Source organism: Alicyclobacillus fodiniaquatilis, assembly GCF_042678105.1.
In the GTDB taxonomy this organism is placed as follows: domain Bacteria; phylum Bacillota; class Bacilli; order Alicyclobacillales; family Alicyclobacillaceae; genus Alicyclobacillus; species Alicyclobacillus fodiniaquatilis.
In genome coordinates this window covers 233,885-252,755 of sequence record NZ_JBHUCX010000028.1, presented here as the reverse complement: position 1 = coordinate 252,755, position 18,871 = coordinate 233,885, and the positions used below count along the sequence as shown (strand labels likewise).

The following is an 18,871-nucleotide window of genomic DNA, read 5'->3' as shown; positions in this document are numbered from 1 at the left end:
ATTGGCATGATTGAGGATGACGCCCAACTGGCGAGCATATTGGCTCGCCAGTTGGGCAGGTTTGAATTTGCGCCGCACATGGTTGACTGCTACGGTGATATTGTCGAAGAGATTCGCCAATTGCAGCCGCACGCCATTTTGCTGGATGTCAATTTGCCGCAGTATGACGGCTTTTATTGGTGTCGGTTGATCCGGCGTGTGACACGTGCGCCCATCATCTTTGTCTCCGCCCGAAATGCCGGGATGGATCAGGTGTTTGCGCTGGAGAATGGCGGTGACGATTACGTCATCAAGCCGTTTGATGTCGACGTGTTGGTCGCGAAGTTGCGCGCCCAGATCCGCCGCGCGTACGGCGCGTATGCTGTAGAAACCGCGACAGTCACGCCCACTGATTCTTCGATTGCCTGTGGCGCTTTGCGCCTGAATACGCGCCGCATGGAAATCGCTTTTGCCCATCAAGTGTCTGTACTCACGAAAACGGAGACGGAATTGATGCGTCAACTGATGGAGGCAGCGGGGGATGTGGTTTCACGGGACACGTTGCTTGGCGCGCTGTGGGATGATACAGATTTTGTGGATGACAACACCTTGACTGTCAACGTCACGCGATTGCGGCGAAAATTGGCGTCGCTGGGCCTTGACGACATCATCCGAACTGTGCGCGGTGTAGGCTATCAACTCTCGCTCGCAGAACGCGCCGATTAGGCGACGAATGGCGTTTGCTGGGTCTTTTGCGTAAGGAATGATACCATTTGTTCAGACAAGCGTTAAAGCACTATGTTCGGGAATTTGGCGGCCTTGCGTGTTGGCTGCTGGCGGCTTTGCTGTTGACCGGATTGACCGTGTGGTTGGGGGACATCGCACATCACCAGCGGGCGACATCAGATGAATTTTTGTATGCGTTGTCGCTCGGCGTGATCGTCAGCATATTTGGTTTTGCAATCCATTTTTCGCGGCGGTACCGATTCTATGTTTTTGCCACGCGGCAAATTGGCAATCTGCGTCAGCTCGAAGACGTTGAATCCCTCATTTTGTTGGCGCAGACACCTGTTCATCGCTGGTTTGCCCACATCTTGCGCAACTATGCGCAACAAGCCGCGCTCGAACTTCAGGAAATTGAACGGCGGCGCGCATTCTACGAAACGTTTACCACGCGTTTTGCCCATCAGATGAAAACCCCACTGACCGTTCTGCGCCTGTTGATGCAAGATCTTAAATCCGCCCAGGGCGCGCACAGCCAAACCGTGAACCTCAACGAGACGCTGGACACCATGGAGGCGGAAGCAGCGCGCATGGAGCAAGCATTGGAAACGATGTTGTACACGGCTCGGCTGCAATCCTTTTCCTTCGATACACACATGACTTCGTTTGATGTTGTCCCACTGCTGCGCGAATTGGTCAACGAACATAAAGCCGCTTGGATTCGCGCGAAAATCTATCCCCAAGTAGAGGCGTCGACCGAGCGGATTGTGGTCTATGCCGACGACAAATGGCTGCGCTTCATCTGCGATCAGATTGTCCGCAATGCGTTGCAGTACGGCTATCGCGTGGATGCGCAGGGTCAGCCGACAGGAGAAGCGACGACGTTCCAGATCCGGGTCTCCGTCACGCCGACACAAACCCAAATCGCTTTTGTCGATCACGGCATTGGCATCCGCGCCCGTGACGTCCGCCGCGTTTTCGAACCGTTTTTCACGGGGCAAAATGGCCGATTGCATTCGCGCGCGACTGGGATGGGGCTGTATTTGGCGGCGCAGGCTGCAAAACGCATCGGCGTCGATCTGCATGTCGAATCCGCGCTTCACCAGGGCACAACGGTGAGCATGACGATTCCCACTCCGGCTTTCATCACCCCCTATCTCGAACAATAGCGCCTTTTTTGCAAACGTGACAAAAATGTAAGCCAAAACCCGCCGGTTGTAAGGTTTGCACAGGGTAAGGCGTATAGGGAGATGCGAGAATAGCACAAACAACATCCGTCGTGATGACTGCAAAGCGGTGATGCCGCTTTGGCAGTTGCCGACGTGTAGGGAGTGGGTTTTACACATGGCAGTTCTTGTCGCAAATGCATTGACCAAAGTATACGGCGGCGGTGATCCCGGTACACAGGTGCGCGCTTTGGATGGGATCAATTTTTCGGTGGATGAAGGCGAGTTTGTTGCCATCATGGGGCCGTCGGGCAGCGGGAAGACGACGCTTTTGAACATTCTGGCTGGGTTGGATCAAGCCACGGGCGGATCGCTCGAAATTGACGGTCAGCAGGTGCAACAGCTATCCGGCGACGACATGGCGATGTTTCGGCGGCAAAAGCTCGGTTTTGTCTTTCAGGATTTCAATCTGCTTGATACCTTGACCCTCGTGGAAAATGTCGCGTTGCCTTTGACGCTGGAAAAACGCCGTGGCCGTCAGGTGCGCAAACAGGCTGAAGCCGTTTTGCAGCAGCTTGGGCTAGGTCAGACGATGCACCGCTATCCGTATGAGGTGTCTGGCGGCCAACAACAGCGGGCCGCCGTGGCCAGAGCCATCGTGCACCGACCAGCCTTGGTGTTGGCCGATGAGCCGACTGGCAACCTCGATTCCGCTTCTTCGCGCGCGTTGCTGGATTTGTTTACCGAGTTGCACGAGCAGGCGGGCGCCACATTGCTTTTGGTCACGCACGATCCGCTGGCGGCCAGCTACAGTGATCGCATCGTGTTTATCAAGGACGGGCAAGTGTACAGCCGACTTGAACGCGAGGGTTCGCGGCAGCAGTTCTTCCAGGAGATTTTGCAGACGTTGTCTGTGCTGGAGGGGGCAAGGTCATGACCTGGGGACAACTTGTTCGCAAAAATGTCCTGCGGCGCAAGCGGTTGTATGTCGGCTACATCGCTTCCAGCAGCATTGCCGTGATGACTTTGTTCATGTTCATGAACTTTACTTACAATCCGGCTGTTGAGCACGGCTATATGACTTCCGGAGCGCGGGATATCTTGCTCATCAGCGGTTGGTTGGTCGCCTTGTTTGCCCTGTTTTTCATCTTTTATTTCCATGCCGCGATGCTTCGCCTGCGTGGCCAGGAGTTTGGCATCTTACTCGTCGTCGGCATCACGCCCAAGCAACTGGCGCGCATGGTGCGGATGGAAAGCTTTATCGTCGACGGGATTTCACTCGTGTTTGGTCTGGGTCTAGGACTCTTGTTCACCAAGTTGTTTTTACTCGCCATCGGGGATCTATTGAAGTTGCCCAACGAAATTCCGTTCGCTGCGCCGCGGAACGCATGGATTTTTACCTTGGTGGCATTTCTCATCATCTTTTTGGCCGAAGCGCTGCTGATGTCCATTCGTTTGCGCCGCAGTGGTGTGAAGCGATTGTTGTCCAGCGAGCGCTCCCGCCAAAAGCCGCCCAAAGCATCGGGGTGGTTGGCGCTGCTTGGCGTATTCTGTATCGCCGGGGGGTATTACCTTGCGATTGCAAAGAGTCTCATCACGCTTTCGAGTCTCATTGGCGTCATCTTCATCATTGCCTTGGTCATCTTGGGGACGTATCTCTTGTTCACGCAGATTTTGGTTTGGGTTCTTTTGCGGCTGCGCCATCGTGTGCAAGGTGGCGTTGGCTTGTTGGTGGTCAGCCGACTGGCCTATCGCATGAAAGACAATGCGCGGGCATTGACGGTCATTGCCACGCTGTCTGCCATCGTCATGACGAGCATGTCCAGTATTTTTGGTCTCCTGTACGCCAACACGCAGGCAGATGTGGCGCGCGAGCCCTTTGCCGTGATGACCTGGACAAATAAGGCGAATCCCTTGCCACTGTCGCAATCACAAATCACGCAGAAGTTAAGCGCAAGCGGGGCCGACCCGCGCGGGCAAGCCGCGGCAACAGTCATTGGCGGCGGCAAAATTTCTGTGGTGAATCACGGCAGATCGGAGAAAATGGATGTGACCGTCGTGTCCGCAAGCGCATTTGCGCAGTTCAGCAATCAGATTCGTAGCGCGCATCAGAAGATCGCATCGACGTATACTCGCTTGCCCGACTTGAACCCCGGTCACGCGATTGGCGTCATCAGCTTCCCAATCACGGCGACGAACATTTTTCACGATACAAAGACGACATTGACCATCGGATCGACCCATACAGCCATCACGGTGGATGCGCAGCGGAACCAACGCATTTTCAATTTTGCTGAAGCGCCGGTCAGCGACACAGTGCTGGTTGTACCCGACACGGATTTCAGTCACCTGCTCAAATCTGTTTCACAGACGGACATTTGGCAGGTGCACGGCTGGATCGTGGATCATCGCGACAAGGCGGCCATGGCGTTGCACGGGCAACTGCCAACGCGTCAAGCAGATGTGGCGCAGGGGAATGATCAAGCGTTTATTCGCCTGATGTCGGTGATGATCTTTGCCGGTTTGTTCTTAGCTATGCTGATGCTACTCGCCTGCGGCAACACACTGTATTTCCGCTTGTTGAACAATCAGATGACGGACCGCAAACAATTTCGATCTCTACGGCGTGTCGGTATTCGTCATCGCGAAGTCGGGCGTGTGCTGACGGTGGAGTTCAGCGTGCTGTTCTTCCTGCCCTTTGTGATGGCAGGTCTGCACACAGCTGCAGCGATCATCGATTACAGTCACGTGCTTGCGCTACCGGGGAGCTTGTGGCCTGTTTGTCTGGCGGTGATGCTTGCTTATCTGGTGTTTATGGTCATCTATTTTATCGTCGCTCGTCTCACATATTTGCCGCAGTTGCACATGGACGAAGCTTATCGCGTTGAGTAAGACGGCGTGATCGACCAAAATCAACGGCTGCCTGGGGGACATGTGAAAAAGTCTGTTTGTCATTCAATCTGATGGATTTTCACATGTCTCCCAGGGTGTATTTTAACTATCTTGGTCGGCCATTGTCATTTGCACGACAAGATGTTACAATACGAAGCGATTCTTCTCTGATGCGGAAGTGGCTCAGGGGTAGAGCATCGCCTTGCCAAGGCGAGGGTCGCGGGTTCGAATCCCGTCTTCCGCTCCAAAGCTTGTGGGATACGCGGACCCATAGCTCAGTTGGTTAGAGCGGCCGGCTCATAACCGGTTGGTCCTAGGTTCGAGTCCTAGTGGGTCCACCATAATTGGATAACAAGCGGATAAAAACCCTGTTAAATCAGGGTTTTTATCTTTTTCAATCTCTTGAAGTGACAAGAAAGTAACAAGTCTCTATTTTAAAGGCTCATTTCCGTCCATCATCGCTTCTAATTTTTCCATTGCTTTCCTCTGCATTGAGTCAGTGACGTGAGAGTATATATCAGCAGTAATTGTGATCGATGTATGTCCTAATCTCTGACTGACTGTTTTCAAGTCTACACCACTCTCAAGTAGCCATGTGGCATGAGTGTGCCGTAAATCGTGAAAAGTCACAACCGGCAGACCAAGCTCTTTCCATGCGTGCCGGATCGAATTTGCCCAGGCAGCTGGCGCGGGAACAATTCCATCGTCGGTGACGACCACACACGATTTATTTGACCATCCTTCCTGTAGAATTGCCTTTTGTGATGCCTTCCACTTTCGTAGCTCGTCTACTACTAAGCGTGCAACTACAATCCTGCGCTGACTACCATCTGTTTTGGTCGGACCATAGATGTCCTTTTTGTTGATACGCGACCGAATTCTCTCCACTCGGATGACAGAATTGTCGAGATCGATATCATCCCATTGCAGACCAGCCACTTCACCTTGCCGCATTCCTGTGTAAACGGCGAGAAATGCAGCCATGTACGAAGTTGGCCTGTGGATTTTGAGCCATTTTAACATGCGTCTTGCATCAGAGACCGAGAGCGTTCCTCGACGAGGCGAGCGTCTATCGGGAGGGGTCACTCGCTCTAAAGGAGACTTATCTAAGTGTCCTTTTTTGATGGCGTAGAGCAGGCAAGTACGCAATGTCCGATGAATCCGATGGACAGTTACTGGTTTAAGTTTAGTTTCCAGGTGCCGATACATCCGGTCAATGTGGTTTGGTGTCAACTTTGTAAGCGGGAGTAACCCGATCTGTGGTATAAGGTAATGCTCAATTGTATGTCTATAGGTACGTTCGGACCATGGACGCAGATTAGGAGCCACCTCGTGAAGCCATTCACGGGTCCATTCTTGCACCGTCAAAGTACGAGATTTACCAATGTTCTCATCTCCAACGGTTTTGATATGTAAGAGCATGGCCGATTTAGCGGCCCGTTCGGATGCAAATCCTTTTTTCGTCACCTGTGGATATTTACCGGTGAGTGGATCAGCTGGCGTGATTGTGAGGGTGTATCCATATTTGGTGGTCCCATTTTTGAGTGTGTATCCGAAGATGCGTCCTGTAGTCACGATATTCTGCTCCTTTCGAAAAGCTGTAACCGCCTCTCCATAAACTCATACGTCACACGGAATATTTCAGCTAGCCAGGCAGTTTGATGCTCAAGGTATTGTGGTGATTCGGGTAAAAAGTTCAGGAGCATATAAGTGGGGGCTAGTGCAAGCATCGCAAAAATTTGTGTTTGATTTTCTTGTAGTTTCCTAAACAAAGGGTGCATTTCAGTTTGGCTCCCGTTGTGTAATACACGATGACCGATCTCATGAGCGAGTTGTTCTCGTTGTACTTGCAAGGGCTTACGTGAATCAATAATGATCAATTTTGAACCTGCCACTGCATCGATTGGAAGGCGTAAAACTGTTAGGTGGAAATTATCTGCAATAAGATCGAGTTGAATTTCGTGAGGATACCGTATGTTATTAGTGCGATACAGGTTTGTAAGCAGTTTCTCTATATTCATTCCTGATCCCCCATGCGGAACGTATGTTCCCATGTTACCGCGCAAGGAATGGAATTTAAAGATGTAGTTTAATAAAGTTGAGAGATAAAATATTAAAATTGAATAAAGCGTGGATTTAATATATTTCATTTTTGTTTGCGGTTGCGGGCCCTGTCTTTCTCAAGTTCCCAAGCCAAGCGGAAAGCTCGTATGGCCTGTTCTTTCATTTCTTCGGGGGATTTGTTGAAGTCGTAGAAAAACAAGTCATCACCCATGTTTTCTTTCAACCATTCGGCGAATTCTTGTTCTTCAGATGATTGTTCTTTTTCGTTCGATGAGTCGAGACCGAGAAGGTAATCAGTGGTGACGTTAAAAAGTTCAGCGAGTTTGGCAAAGGTCTCTGCATCCGGTTCTCTGCTCCCGACCTCATAATTAGCATAGGCACCACGTGAGATGCCTAAATGGTCAGCAACCGTCTGTTGAGTGTATTTATGCTTGCGCCTCAAGCTTGCAATTCGTTGTGCAATATTCACAAGTCATAACCACCATTCAGTTTATGTAAATACAGTATAATGCGTCAAAATGACGCGTTAAATAATTGCGTCGATAAGGTGCACAAGGTGTTGACTTGCGTCATATCGACGCATATAATCGCATTAAGCGGATGCTTCAAAACGACGCAAAACGAAAGGAGTGAAAAACATGCGGCGAGAATGGCTGGTTAAGTTCAGGGGCGAAAGGACTCAAGAGGAGGTTGCAAAACATTGTAATATTCACCGTGGTCATTATTCCCTGATCGAAACCGGAGACAGAACGCCCAGTGTTACAGTTGCCAAGCGCATCGCCGCTTTTCTTGGTTTTGAATGGACGCTTTTTTTTGAACATAATTGCGTCGATACGTTGCAAAATGGCAATGCGGTTGAAACGAACAGCGCATAAGGGGGGTGACATGGGTGAGCTCAACATTTCCATAGCTGATGCCCCAACAACATCTGTGTATGAAGACTTCGAAGAACTGTGGGGCCACGTTTATACGCTACGCAATGGAGAAAAGGTGGAGGCGCCGTCCTTTTACGCGAAGTACGAGCAAGCCTTTGAGGAAATCCAATGGTATTGTCCGGCACCCGGAGTCAGAAGTCTTGATGAAGTCTCAATTGTCACGATAGAGAAACGGTTTTATCCACGCCGTTAGAACTTGTCTAGGTTCAAAAGATTATCTTTCACTGTGCTATCAGGATGAGTCCTTATGAACCATGTTCCGGCATGTGAGTGTTCAGAAGTCACGAAAGCTTTTTGTTTACCGTCGATTGTGTAATAAAAGGTTTGACCGCTGTGAATGGCATCGACAATTTCACTTACCGGATAGGGACGCGCTCCATTTTTCAGCCAGACAGCAGTGATGTTACTTGGATGATTGCCTGGATGAGCGATGTGTACATGAGTGATTTGATATTCGGCCATAATTTTTAACTCCTTCCGTGGATTGATTGGTGGCACCAAACAAATTCCACATTAAGGAGATCGATACCTGCAATTACTTTTTCACTTTTCAAGGAACGGAGGTCGTCTTATGGCAAGCCATTCGCAATTTGCTGTCTCTGATTGGCCACCGCTGTTCGACTGCAAGAAGTTGGCCGAGATACTTGGTGTTTCCGTATCAGCGGCAAGAGAGATTATGCGACGTGAAGACTTCCGAGTCACGATTATCAGCCCTCGTCGTCATCGCATTCGTAGAGAAGACCTTCAGGCGTGGTTGGAAAAGCAATCGGGGTAATCGGAAGCCCCGTCAGGCCGATTGGGGATACCGGCCCGAATTCGACGGGTGATTTTGTAGGTCAGTGTCTATGTAAGTCGTGCTCGCAGATAAAGAGTAGCACGAAAGCTAGTTGTACTTTGACAACTGAATACAACGGATTGGGGAGAAAGAAACGTGTCGTTACAACAAGCGATTCGCGCCAGCAGAGCAGACAAGGGAATTCGGCAAGATGAGTTCCCAGGCTACACGCAGCAAATGGTGAGCGCCATTGAAAGAGGCAAAAGAGATATAGCGGAGGACATGGCTCCTGTTTTTGCCGAGAAGTTAGACCATCCAGCAATGTACTTGGAACTGTCGAGAAAGTTGACGGGTGGTTATGGTCCCGCTTGGTTGGATGGGCCGAATGTGGATCTTCACCGGTCGAGTGTACGTGAGCGTTGCTTGGACGAGATGAGAGAAGCCATTGATTTTATCGAGCGAGAGCCCGCGAGTGTATTGCCTGCAGTCGAGACAGAGGCGGACAAGCAAAGGCGGTATGAGCATCTTGTGCAGTGCTTTGATGCAATTGTTGCGTTGAATGCTTACATCGGCGTGCAGTGTCTGGAGTATGGATTCTCGATGCTGAAGCTTAGCAAGGACCATTACAGCAAACTCAAGGCACGCAGGTACGTCCAGGCTTGAGAGGAGGTGAGTCAAATGGATCGTGAGATTGCGAAATTGCCAGCGATGCTCCGAGAGAAAGTGGAAGAGTTACTTAGCGATCAAGGTACGAAAGTACTGGCAGTAGAGGCTGAAGGTGAGTATCCAAGGGCATATCTGCAGTGGGGATATGTGCTCACAATACTGCGGTATTTTGGGGATCCTGTTAGTCCAAAGGTTAGGCGTGAAATATTGAGCATCGCGGATGTTGAGGTCATTTTGCAGCACTGTGATTGGTTTGAAACGAAAAAGACCCTCGCTGCAACGAGAGTCCCTAGTCAAAACGAATTTGAATCAAGTGTAACACATAGCGCGTCCTGAAGAAATCCGGCTTAGTCAAAAAACTCTTGAAGGAGATGCTTTGGATGAACATGGCTTACTTACAGGAGCGTGGCCTTTATCCCTTCGTGATTGCGGAAGGCGAGATTGGTTTATGCCCTAAATGTCCGAACACAGAAAGCGGACCAGCAAATTTTTGCGGTCAATGTGGTACGAAATTGGTCAAGCATTCGCCGCTAAGCACCTATGAAGCGTTATTGGGAATGATTGTTGATGGTGATTTCGCGACGCGTATCACATCGGATCCGCGGCTATTTACCGTCGATGAGGTTTTGCAAATATCCAGTGAGATCGAAAGGGGGGCAATTGCATGAAGATCGAACTTAAATCGCTCAAACTGCGAAACTTCAAAGGTGCTCGTGATGTAACGATTTCCTTCGGTGCAATAACAAGGTTCTATGGCCGAAACGAGACTGGCAAAACCACTTTGTTCGATGGTTGGTACTGGCTGCTGTTCGACAAGGACTCAATTGGTCGAAAAGATTTTGGCATCAAGACGACCGACGAGTTCGGAAATGTTCTCCACGGACTTAACCATGAGGTGGAAGGTTGCATCGATATTGATGGTAAGATTCTCACCCTCAAAAAGGTGTACTCCGAGAAATGGACTAAGAAACGGGGATCCGGAATGGAAGAGTTCGGCGGACATACCACGGACTACTTTGTAGATGATGTGCCCGTCAAGCAAAAGGAGTATAAAGAGCGGATCGACGGGATCATCAAAGAAGAAATGCTGCGTCTGTTGACCGACCCAATGTACTTCAATGTACAGATGGCTTGGCAGAAGCGGAGGGAGTTACTTCTCGATGTGTGCGGGGAAGTGACCGACGAAGAGGTTGTTGCATCAAATGATTCACTTGCAGATTTGCCCTCAATACTTGGCCAGCGTTCATTGGAGGAGTATCGGAAGATTATCGCCAGCAAACGTTCGGCAATCAACAAGGAATTAACTGCTATACCTGTCCGTATTGACGAGGCAGAGCGCAGCAAGCCGGATACAGAGGGTTTGAGCGAGATAGGTCTCCAATCTGAAATTGACCAACTCAAGTTTGAAGTTGAGAGCAAAGAAGCAGAGATCTCTCGCTTGCAGTCTGGTGGAGAGGTTACGGCATTGCAGAACCGCATGCGTGAAATCGAGGGCGAATTGCTCGATATCAAGAATCGTGCGCAATCGGGTGTCCTTGAGTCACTGAATGAAAAGCGCCGTAGTGTCGCCCATCTGCAGACAGAGATGCAGAACCTCGAATCCACGATAAAGCGATATCAGCGGGAGATAGAGGATAACCAGCAACGCATCGAGGCAAAGACGCTCGAAGCTGACCAATGTCGACAACAGTGGAAGGATACCAATTCGGAACATCTTGAGCCACATGTCGATGAAAATTGCCCTACTTGTGGACAAGCACTCCCAAGCGACCAGATACAATCCGCTCACGACAAACAACTCTCTAACTTTAATCGTCAAAAGGCAGAGCGTCTTGAGTCCATCTCAAAGCGCGGCGTGGCGGCAAAAGAAGCAGCTGAACGTGTTCGGGCTACAAACGATCAACTTCAAGACAAGATTGATGAATTGCTGAACGAGTTGTCACAAGTCCAGGACGACCACGATGCAATGTATCAAGAGTTGTCCCAACTTGAAGCGTCTATCAAGGATATTTCCCAAAATCCCGAGTATCAAGCCAAAATGAGCGAAAGCGAGGATTGCGCCACAAAGATATCCAGACTACGCCAATCGGTATTGGAGGACGTCAGTAAGGCCCGTGAGGCACTTATGGATACACGCGACGAGCTACGTCGCAAAGAGTCCCTGCTTGCTCGTTTTGACCAAGTACGCAAACAGGATCGGCGGATAGAGGAGCTGCGGCAAGAAGAACGTAGACTCGCCACAGAGTATGAACGTTTCGAGGAACACCTGTATCTCACAGAAACGTTCATTCGCTCGAAGGTTGCCCTAATGGAATCTCGTATCAATAGCAAGTTTCAATACACACGTTTCCGACTCTTCACCGAACAAATCAATGGCGGTTTGACGGAATGTTGCGACCCGCTATACAAAGGCGTCGCATATGACGCGGGTCTCAATACCGGCGGGAAAATCATAGTTGGTTTAGACGTGATTCGCACACTTCAACGTCACTTCGGAGTCTATGCACCGGTTTGGGTAGACAATGATGAGTCACTGACATCGGATGTCGAAATGGATTGCCAATTGATTGAATTGATTGCAAGCAGAGAAGATAAACAGCTTCGGGTAGAAATCAAAGAAATGGAGTTGGTCTAATTGGCTGAAACCGCATTGGCAATTACCAAGAAGGACACGGTTGACGTCGTCGCGAGTAAGATTCGCCAGTTTCAAGAGCGTGGGGAGATTCACTTCCCGCCCAACTACAGCCCGGAAAATGCCATGAAGTCGGCATGGTTGAACTTACAGGCCATAACTACTGGGAAAGCCGATGGTTACAAACCAGTACTACAAGTTTGCACCAAGGACAGCATTGCTAATGCTCTGCTCGATATGGTGGTGCAGGGCCTTAATCCCGCAAAGAAGCAATGTTATTTCATCGCGTACGGTAAGCAACTGGTCTGCCAGCGTAGCTATTTTGGGACAATGGCCGTCACCAAGAACAACACTAATGCAAAGGAGATTTTTGCTGAAGTTGTCTATGAAGATGACGATTTTGAATTCCAGATTCGGCGCGGTCGCAAGCAGGTCACCAAGCATGTTCAAACGATGGAGAGTCTCAACAAAGCAGTCATTATCGGAGCCTACTGCACAATTGTCATGGATGATGACACCGAGTTTACGGACTTTATGACAGTCAGTGAGATCAGGCAGGCATGGAAACAATCTAAGAACAACCCGGATAGTGAAGGAAGTGTACACAATAAATTTCCTGCGGAGATGGCCAAAAAGACGGTCATTAACCGAGCATGCAAGGCGCTTTTAAACTCATCTGACGATAGCGGACTTGTCATGCAACACGTGCGCCGGAACGACGACATCATTGATGAGGTCGAGATGGAGGCAGAGATCGCGGAGAACGCTAACCAACAGCCCATAGATGTGGATTACCAGTATTCCGAGGACACGACGGAACGTGAAGAACCAAAAAAAGAACCAACTAAAGAAGTTCATGACACTCCCGAGTCAAAACTCGAACGTCAGCTTGAGGAGGCGCCGTTTTGATTACCATCAAGCCTTTGGCCAGCAGCAGCGCGGGTAATGCCTATCTCGTTGACGATGGTAGCACCCGTCTCCTCTTGGAGGCGGGCATCCGCTACAAGGACATCCAGCGGGGCGTTGGGTTTCGGATGTCGGAGTTGGCCGGATGCTTGCTCACACACGAGCACGGTGACCACAGCAAGTCAGTCAAGGACATCATGCGCGCCGGTGTTGATGTGTACGCATCGCGGGGGACATTCGCAGCACTCGATATACACGGGCACCATCGGGCGCGCGCGGTGGAGTCGCAGAGGCCGTTCACGCTGGGCACTTGGACTGTTCTGCCGTTCGATGTGCAACACGATGTATCAGAGCCGATGGGCTTTCTATTGGCGAACAAGAGCGGCGAGAAGCTGGTGTTTCTGACTGACACATACTACTGCAAATACACATTCGGCGGTCTCACGCACGTAATGGTCGAGTGCAACTTTAGCCAAGACATGTTGGATCAAAACATTGCCGCTGGCCGCGTGCCCCACGTCATGCGGCGGCGATTGATGAAATCACATTTTAGTCTGGAACTCGTCAAGGATTTCCTTCGCGCGAATGACCTACATAGCGTCCGGGAGATTTGGCTATTGCATCTATCGGACACAAACTCCAGCGAAGAGATGTTCAAGCGTGAGATCCAAGAGCTAACCGGAAAGCAAGTGTACGTGGCAAATCGTTAGGCTGTGAGGTGATTAGAAGGTGCCAAAAGGTGACTACCAACAATTAAAAGCCGACATCGAGGATGGGACTGTGCCGATTGCGCGCCTTCTCCTCGAAGCAGCTTCCATGGCAAAGCTCAACGGCGTGGCCAAGGGATTGCTCTTGTTTATCTGGCGCCGTACCTATGGGTGGACAGACGAAGGTAAGCGCAAGCACAAGGATGACCGCATCAAACTCGCGGAATTTGCCCAGGCCACCGGATCTGCAAGAACGTACGTCTCGACTCAACTGAAGCTACTTGTAAAAGCGCGCGTCATACGAGAAATGCCCGACCCGGAAAACGGACGCTACAAGCGATATGCGATGAATACGGATGTGTCCGAATGGCATGAAGATGTGCTCGATATCGACGAGCTTCATCAGGCGATTGAGTCCAAATTGTATGTGCATAGCAGCCGCTCCGGAGTCACCTTAACGGTTCAGCAAACACGTAACGGTTCAACGAATGCTGAAGGTTTAGCAAATGCCGAACGGTTCAACGATAGCTCAACTAAACCGTTCAGCGATCACGAAACGTTTGTACCCGATAAACCCAGTCATGGCGCGGGTTCCAGCGTCTCTAAAGAAAGTATTGAAAGAAATAAAAAAGATCTAAAGATCGTCGTCGATCAAAGAAATGAGATCGAGTTAGCTTTACGGCACAAGGCGTATGAACTCTACCCAGCCATGGGAATGTCAGCTGCAGTTATCTACGACCTTGCAGACATGCTTATTACGCAGACTGCCCCCGTAGAACTGGGGATCGAAGCAATCAATGTCACCAAGAATCTTGGCAAGGACGAGGGATTTGCACGAAATAAGCTGCGTCGCTGGCTGCAGAAAGGAATTTCCACCGCTGAAGATGCTTTGAAATACGAGCAAGAGACCTTTTCACCGCAGTCGAGGGGCCAGCCAAAGGTCAACGTCGGTACTCGTGACGGGCCAAGGAAACAAGATAAGCCAGACGAACGCTATGCAAACTTTTACGAGTTGTACCCAGACATGAAACCGGGAGGTTTTTGAGATATGGCAGCAGTCGATTTTGAGGAATCTCCGGAAGTGCGCGAAGTCGCTGTAAAAATCATCAACCAGCATCATCCGCACTTGCAGGATGCAGCGGATTTGATCGGGTTTTACTTTCGTTTTGGCGCCTCTGATTGGGCCGGTAAAGCCAAGAAATGCACGGCATTTGAGCGGCACGCGACAGGTTACATGCTCTTTGTGTTTATCAATGCAGAGGACTGGAAGCACTTAAATCCCGAGAAGCGGAACGCACTTGTGGATCACGAGCTTTGCCATTTCATGCGGACAAGCCATCGGAAATATGACGAGGAACTGCAGAAATGGACGGAAGAATGGGAGCCGGCTGACCAGCCAGACAACTGGACTATACGAGACCATGATGTCGAGGAGTTCAGCCAAGTCATTCAGCGCCACGGCCTGTGGGATGTCGGTATTGAACAGTTCGCGCGTGCGGTGCGCAACGCGCCGTACCAGAAGGATTTGTTTGAGGACGAACGCCAAATTCGGACGATTTGAGAGGAGCGATATATATGCCACAAGGGAACAGAGGTATGGCACTTGAGACGTTGATCTCGCATGCAAATGAGCAGTATAGAGCAAAGGAAATGGCTGTCGTTTATAAGCGGCCCACACCAGTCAAAATCCTTCGTACGCGCGGTACGCAGATTCTCAAGGCTACGCTCGAATCGGCAAGCACCGTTGACTATGAGGGCGTCTACCGAGGATACAGCTTGCAGTTTGAGGCCAAGTCAACAGAGAGCAAATCAAGTTGGGCTTTGAAAAACATACATGCTCATCAAATCGAGCACTTGCGGGTATGCGAATCAGTTGGCGCCATCTGCTTTTTGATTCTTGAGTTTGTGCCGCAAGGACAAATATTCTACGTGCCAGCTCAACTGGTGATCAGGGCGTGGGACGCTGCCGAACGGGGTGGACGTAAATCCATCCCATATGACGACATCGCCGCGGTGTGCTACCCGCTTAGACCGGGGCGCGGGGTGGTCTTGGACTACCTCTCCGTGGTGGACGAGTTGATACGCCAGACTGCGTGAGGCGATTGGATGAATGATGAACGAGAGCATATCGAGACATGTGACATCTGTGGCACATTGTTGGACCAACTCAAGGGTGAAGATTTTTATGACGAACCAAGCGGGCGCGTGTACTGCGCGGAGCATTGGCCGCAAGAGGGTGAATCGAATGTCAAAAACCAATGAACTACTCAAGCATATCTCATCCCTGAAGCAGTCCGTAGATAGCGGTGATCTAGAGTTTGCGATATTGCGGGTAGGCGGGACGGATATTACATTGCAGCCCACAGCGCGGACGGAGGGTGCGAAGGATGCCAAGAAAGCAAACCTTAAACTTGTTTAACACAAGTGAGCTCATTATCGACAACTTTGCAGGTGGCGGCGGCGCATCAACGGGGATCGAGTCAGCAATTGGACGTTCTGTCGATATTGCAATCAACCATGACCCGGCTGCCATCGCGATGCACAAGGCAAATCATCCGACGACCGAGCACTATTGTGAATCTGTTTGGGATGTCGACCCCCGCGAAGTCACCGGCGGTCGGCCAGTCGGGCTTTGCTGGTTGAGTCCGGATTGCAAGCATTTTAGTAAAGCAAAAGGCGGCAAGCCGGTGGAGAAAAAGATTCGAGGTTTGGCCTGGGTGGCTGTCCGCTGGGCGGCGACGGTGCGGCCACGAGTCATCATCCTTGAAAATGTCGAGGAATTTAAGACATGGGGACCGCTGCTCAAAAACGGCAAGCCGGATCCAAAACAAAAGGGCAGAACGTTTAATTGCTTTGTGAATGCACTGCGGCGCCATGGGTACCAGGTGGAGTGGCGCGAGATGCGCGCATGCGATTATGGCGCGCCTACTATCCGTAAACGGCTGTTTTTGATTGCTCGTTGCGACGGCAGACCAATTGTATGGCCAAAGCCGACACATGGTGACCCGAATTGCGCGCCAGTCCGGGCGAAACGGTTGAAACCCTGGCGCACAGCGGCGGAGATTATCGACTGGTCGCTACCGTGTCCATCGATTTTTGAGAGGAAACGTCCATTGGCCGAAAACACCATGCGGCGCATTGCGCGGGGGATGGCGAAGTTTGTGATTGAGGGTCCGCAGCCATTCATCATCAAGGTCAATCATCACGGGACCGAGTTTCGCGGACAGACGTTGGACAAGCCTTTGCACACAATCACCGCAGGTGGTGACAGCAAACGGCCAGCAGGCGCACCGCATGCGATGGGAATGGTCACTGCATTCCTGGCTCAATATCACACCGAGACTGCACACAGCGAAGTCCGCGGTCAATCGCTCGATGAGCCAATCATGACGCTAGATACCTCCAATCGATATGGATTGGTCGCAGCGTTCCTTGCAAAACACTACGGGGGCAATTACACCGGCCCAGGCAGCCCAATGGATGTCCCGGTGCCTACGGTGACCACGGTGGATCACAACGCGCTTGTGACGAGTCACTTGATGATCTTGCGTAACAACCAATTTGGGCAAAAGGTGACACAGCCAATTCCTACTGTGACAGCCGGTGGCGGTCATGTCGGCGAGGTTAGGGCATTTTTGACGCAGTACAACGGCTCAAGCATCGGCCAGCGCGTGGATACGCCGCTCAACACGATATCAACACATGACCGATTTGGCCTGGTCATTGTCCGCATCAAGGGCCAAGACTATGTGATTGTCGATATTGGGATGCGGATGCTTGAGCCGCATGAGCTGTTTGCAGCGCAAGGCTTCCCGGCCGAATACATCATCAATCGGGATGCTGATGGCCGTATCTATCCCAAGTCGGCGCAGGTGGCACGGTGTGGCAATTCGGTACCGCCGCCGTTTGCAGAGCATCTTGTGCGTGCAAATCTGCCGGAGATGTGCCTGGAGCGCGCCGGTTAAGAGAGGTGAGATGGATGGCTAAGCAAGTTTTGAGCATATCAGGAGGCAAAGACAGCACAGCAATGTGGTTACTGGCATTGGAGCGTGGAGCTGACATACATCAGGTCGTATTTGCCGACACCGGCCATGAGCATCCAATCACCTATGGCTATGTGGACTATCTAGAGAGCAAATTGGGTCCGGTGAAGCGTGTCAAGGCTGATTTTACAAACCGCATAGCGCACAAGCGTTGGGTCGTGCAAACAAAATGGCGCAAGGATGGTGTATCAGAGGACATCATTGAGAGTGCTTTGGAGGTCCTGCAGCCGACGGGCAATCCATTTTTGGACTTGTGCCTATACAAGGGCCGATTTCCGAGTACAAAGGCACGCTTTTGCACCCAGGAACTCAAGCTGGAGCCGATTGAGACAAAAGCATTCGCGCCGATCATTGAGAGTGGCGATGGGGTTGTCAGTTGGCAAGCGATCCGCAAACAGGAGAGCGCGGCGCGCGCCATGTTAACGGAGCGAGAGCACACTATTGGCGTTGTTCATGCCTATGAGGTTTATCGACCAATCCTTGAATGGGCCGTAGATGACGTTTTTGCAATGCATCGGCGCCATGGAATCATGCCGAATCCGCTGTATGAACAAGGAATGAGTCGTGTGGGGTGCATGCCGTGTATCAACTCCAGAAAGGATGAGTTGTTCGAGATTGCGCGACGCTTCCCGGCAGAAATAGGGCGTGTGGCCGAATGGGAACGGCTTGTCGGACTCGCCTCTAAACGTGCTGAATCTTCGTTTTTTAAACATGATGACACGATGGGCGAAGGTATCCGGGAAGTTGTCGAATGGTCAAAAACAGCGCGCGGTGGCAAGCAATACGACCTTTTCAAAATTAACGATGATGTGCCGATGTGCAGCAGTCTATACGGATTATGTGAGTGAGGAGTGATCGAAATGCAGTGGCTGAATGAAATCGAAGGGCGATTGAAGTGGGCGCACAGAGCACGCGAGTGGGAACACACCTATATAAGCGATGAAGAGCAACATATCACCGTAGATTACACGTATGAAAATGGTATTCATAGAGCGGACTGGATTGCTCAAATAGAAACTGAAGATAAGTGTCAAGGAGAAGCCGCCGGGAACGCACAGTTTATTGCATGGGCTGGAAATGACATAGACAAGCTGATACAAGCGGTGCTTGTGGCAGAGAAAGCACTTCGAGAGGCGCACGACCATCTGTCAAAAGAATATAACTCAATGTATGTATGGTCCATTACGGGACAAGCCCTTGCTCGACTCCAATTCGGTAAATTCGGGGACGGTGACACGAATTAGTGTCTATGGATGAAGCAACCGCCAGCCCCACCTACGCTGACGGCCATAGCAACCACTTTTGCTGCTCTTCCCGATGACACGGGGTCTAGTATATGCAGTTAAACGTGAAAAGTATGTCGATACATTGCGTCTGAAAATA

Annotated in this window: 25 protein-coding genes and 2 tRNA genes; 23 read left to right on the top strand and 4 right to left on the bottom strand. The window is 50.7% G+C overall.

Annotated features, from left to right (window positions below):
- The 6 genes from ACFSB2_RS12210 to ACFSB2_RS12185 form a co-directional block, all read left to right on the top strand.
- Window positions 1–705, top strand: a 705-nt coding sequence (locus ACFSB2_RS12210; RefSeq protein ID WP_377943325.1) for a response regulator transcription factor, incomplete at its 5' end; no start/stop codon positions are given.
- Between the two features lie 47 nt (window positions 706–752).
- Window positions 753–1,871 carry a sensor histidine kinase gene (locus tag ACFSB2_RS12205; RefSeq protein ID WP_377943324.1) on the top strand — a complete coding sequence of 373 codons (1,119 nt, stop codon included), beginning with the start codon at window positions 753–755 and terminating at the stop codon, window positions 1,869–1,871.
- Between the two features lie 175 nt (window positions 1,872–2,046).
- Entirely contained in the window at window positions 2,047–2,805 is a 759-nt protein-coding gene (locus ACFSB2_RS12200; protein WP_377943323.1) for an ABC transporter ATP-binding protein, read from the top strand.
- Window positions 2,802–4,760, top strand: coding sequence for an FtsX-like permease family protein (locus ACFSB2_RS12195; RefSeq protein WP_377943322.1), 1,959 nt, complete (start codon window positions 2,802–2,804; stop codon window positions 4,758–4,760). Before ACFSB2_RS12200 ends, ACFSB2_RS12195 begins: the two co-directional genes overlap by 4 nt.
- 172 nt (window positions 4,761–4,932) lie before the next feature.
- Window positions 4,933–5,007: transfer RNA gene (locus ACFSB2_RS12190), tRNA-Gly, on the top strand.
- 17 nt (window positions 5,008–5,024) lie between these two features.
- Window positions 5,025–5,101, top strand: a tRNA-Ile gene (locus tag ACFSB2_RS12185).
- An 88-nt stretch (window positions 5,102–5,189) separates the two neighbouring features.
- Here ACFSB2_RS12185 and ACFSB2_RS12180 read toward each other — a convergent pair.
- From ACFSB2_RS12180 to ACFSB2_RS12170, 3 genes are all read right to left on the bottom strand, one after another.
- Window positions 5,190–6,335 carry a tyrosine-type recombinase/integrase gene (locus tag ACFSB2_RS12180; RefSeq protein ID WP_377943321.1) on the bottom strand — a complete coding sequence of 382 codons (1,146 nt, stop codon included), beginning with the start codon at window positions 6,333–6,335 and terminating at the stop codon, window positions 5,190–5,192.
- Window positions 6,332–6,781, bottom strand: coding sequence for an ImmA/IrrE family metallo-endopeptidase (locus tag ACFSB2_RS12175; RefSeq protein ID WP_377943320.1), 450 nt, complete (start codon window positions 6,779–6,781; stop codon window positions 6,332–6,334). The genes ACFSB2_RS12180 and ACFSB2_RS12175 overlap by 4 nt, the downstream gene beginning before the upstream one ends.
- Before the next feature lie 125 nt (window positions 6,782–6,906).
- On the bottom strand, window positions 6,907–7,293 hold the full coding sequence (locus ACFSB2_RS12170; protein WP_377943319.1) for a helix-turn-helix domain-containing protein: 387 nt from the start codon (window positions 7,291–7,293) through the stop codon (window positions 6,907–6,909).
- A gap of 169 nt (window positions 7,294–7,462) precedes the next feature.
- Here ACFSB2_RS12170 and ACFSB2_RS12165 point away from each other — a divergent pair, with 169 nt between their 5' ends.
- A complete protein-coding gene (locus tag ACFSB2_RS12165) occupies window positions 7,463–7,699 on the top strand; it encodes a helix-turn-helix transcriptional regulator (RefSeq protein ID WP_377943318.1) in 237 nt (78 codons plus the stop codon).
- Between the two features lie 10 nt (window positions 7,700–7,709).
- The gene (locus ACFSB2_RS12160) at window positions 7,710–7,952 is read left to right on the top strand and encodes a hypothetical protein (RefSeq protein WP_377943317.1); all 243 of its coding nucleotides are present in this window, start codon (window positions 7,710–7,712) and stop codon (window positions 7,950–7,952) included.
- Here ACFSB2_RS12160 and ACFSB2_RS12155 read toward each other — a convergent pair.
- Window positions 7,949–8,221 carry a DUF3892 domain-containing protein gene (locus ACFSB2_RS12155; protein WP_377943316.1) on the bottom strand — a complete coding sequence of 91 codons (273 nt, stop codon included), beginning with the start codon at window positions 8,219–8,221 and terminating at the stop codon, window positions 7,949–7,951. The two genes, ACFSB2_RS12160 and ACFSB2_RS12155, sit on opposite strands and share 4 nt — an antisense overlap.
- Before the next feature lie 109 nt (window positions 8,222–8,330).
- Between ACFSB2_RS12155 and ACFSB2_RS12150 the strand changes: the two genes are divergently transcribed.
- The 15 genes from ACFSB2_RS12150 to ACFSB2_RS12080 all read left to right on the top strand — a co-directional run bounded on the left by ACFSB2_RS12150 (window position 8,331) and on the right by ACFSB2_RS12080 (window position 18,732).
- Window positions 8,331–8,534 carry a helix-turn-helix domain-containing protein gene (locus ACFSB2_RS12150; protein WP_377943315.1) on the top strand — a complete coding sequence of 68 codons (204 nt, stop codon included), beginning with the start codon at window positions 8,331–8,333 and terminating at the stop codon, window positions 8,532–8,534.
- A 156-nt stretch (window positions 8,535–8,690) separates the two neighbouring features.
- Window positions 8,691–9,197: a hypothetical protein gene (locus ACFSB2_RS12145; protein WP_377943314.1), complete on the top strand. Its 507-nt coding sequence runs from the start codon at window positions 8,691–8,693 to the stop codon at window positions 9,195–9,197.
- A gap of 15 nt (window positions 9,198–9,212) precedes the next feature.
- On the top strand, window positions 9,213–9,536 hold the full coding sequence (locus tag ACFSB2_RS12140) for a hypothetical protein (RefSeq protein ID WP_377943313.1): 324 nt from the start codon (window positions 9,213–9,215) through the stop codon (window positions 9,534–9,536).
- 44 nt (window positions 9,537–9,580) lie between these two features.
- Window positions 9,581–9,868: a hypothetical protein gene (locus ACFSB2_RS12135; protein WP_377943312.1), complete on the top strand. Its 288-nt coding sequence runs from the start codon at window positions 9,581–9,583 to the stop codon at window positions 9,866–9,868.
- Window positions 9,865–11,835 carry an AAA family ATPase gene (locus ACFSB2_RS12130; RefSeq protein ID WP_377943311.1) on the top strand — a complete coding sequence of 657 codons (1,971 nt, stop codon included), beginning with the start codon at window positions 9,865–9,867 and terminating at the stop codon, window positions 11,833–11,835. Before ACFSB2_RS12135 ends, ACFSB2_RS12130 begins: the two co-directional genes overlap by 4 nt.
- Window positions 11,836–12,741 carry a recombinase RecT gene (locus tag ACFSB2_RS12125; RefSeq protein WP_377943310.1) on the top strand — a complete coding sequence of 302 codons (906 nt, stop codon included), beginning with the start codon at window positions 11,836–11,838 and terminating at the stop codon, window positions 12,739–12,741.
- Window positions 12,738–13,448: an MBL fold metallo-hydrolase gene (locus ACFSB2_RS12120; protein ID WP_377943309.1), complete on the top strand. Its 711-nt coding sequence runs from the start codon at window positions 12,738–12,740 to the stop codon at window positions 13,446–13,448. Before ACFSB2_RS12125 ends, ACFSB2_RS12120 begins: the two co-directional genes overlap by 4 nt.
- Before the next feature lie 19 nt (window positions 13,449–13,467).
- A complete protein-coding gene (locus ACFSB2_RS12115; RefSeq protein WP_377943308.1) occupies window positions 13,468–14,490 on the top strand; it encodes a replication protein in 1,023 nt (340 codons plus the stop codon).
- Window positions 14,491–14,493: 3 nt separating this feature from the next.
- On the top strand, window positions 14,494–15,006 hold the full coding sequence (locus ACFSB2_RS12110) for a putative metallopeptidase (RefSeq protein ID WP_377943307.1): 513 nt from the start codon (window positions 14,494–14,496) through the stop codon (window positions 15,004–15,006).
- 14 nt (window positions 15,007–15,020) lie between these two features.
- Complete coding sequence (locus ACFSB2_RS12105) at window positions 15,021–15,542, top strand: Holliday junction resolvase RecU (protein ID WP_377943306.1); 522 nt, start codon at window positions 15,021–15,023, stop codon at window positions 15,540–15,542.
- A 9-nt stretch (window positions 15,543–15,551) separates the two neighbouring features.
- Window positions 15,552–15,707: a hypothetical protein gene (locus ACFSB2_RS12100; RefSeq protein ID WP_377943305.1), complete on the top strand. Its 156-nt coding sequence runs from the start codon at window positions 15,552–15,554 to the stop codon at window positions 15,705–15,707.
- On the top strand, window positions 15,691–15,864 hold the full coding sequence (locus ACFSB2_RS12095) for a hypothetical protein (RefSeq protein ID WP_377943304.1): 174 nt from the start codon (window positions 15,691–15,693) through the stop codon (window positions 15,862–15,864). Before ACFSB2_RS12100 ends, ACFSB2_RS12095 begins: the two co-directional genes overlap by 17 nt.
- The gene (locus ACFSB2_RS12090; protein ID WP_377943303.1) at window positions 15,833–17,410 is read left to right on the top strand and encodes a DNA cytosine methyltransferase; all 1,578 of its coding nucleotides are present in this window, start codon (window positions 15,833–15,835) and stop codon (window positions 17,408–17,410) included. The genes ACFSB2_RS12095 and ACFSB2_RS12090 overlap by 32 nt, the downstream gene beginning before the upstream one ends.
- Window positions 17,411–17,424: 14 nt before the next feature.
- On the top strand, window positions 17,425–18,336 hold the full coding sequence (locus ACFSB2_RS12085) for a phosphoadenosine phosphosulfate reductase domain-containing protein (protein WP_377943302.1): 912 nt from the start codon (window positions 17,425–17,427) through the stop codon (window positions 18,334–18,336).
- A 12-nt stretch (window positions 18,337–18,348) separates the two neighbouring features.
- Window positions 18,349–18,732 carry a hypothetical protein gene (locus ACFSB2_RS12080; RefSeq protein WP_377943301.1) on the top strand — a complete coding sequence of 128 codons (384 nt, stop codon included), beginning with the start codon at window positions 18,349–18,351 and terminating at the stop codon, window positions 18,730–18,732.
- The last annotated feature ends 139 nt before the right edge of the window (window positions 18,733–18,871 follow it).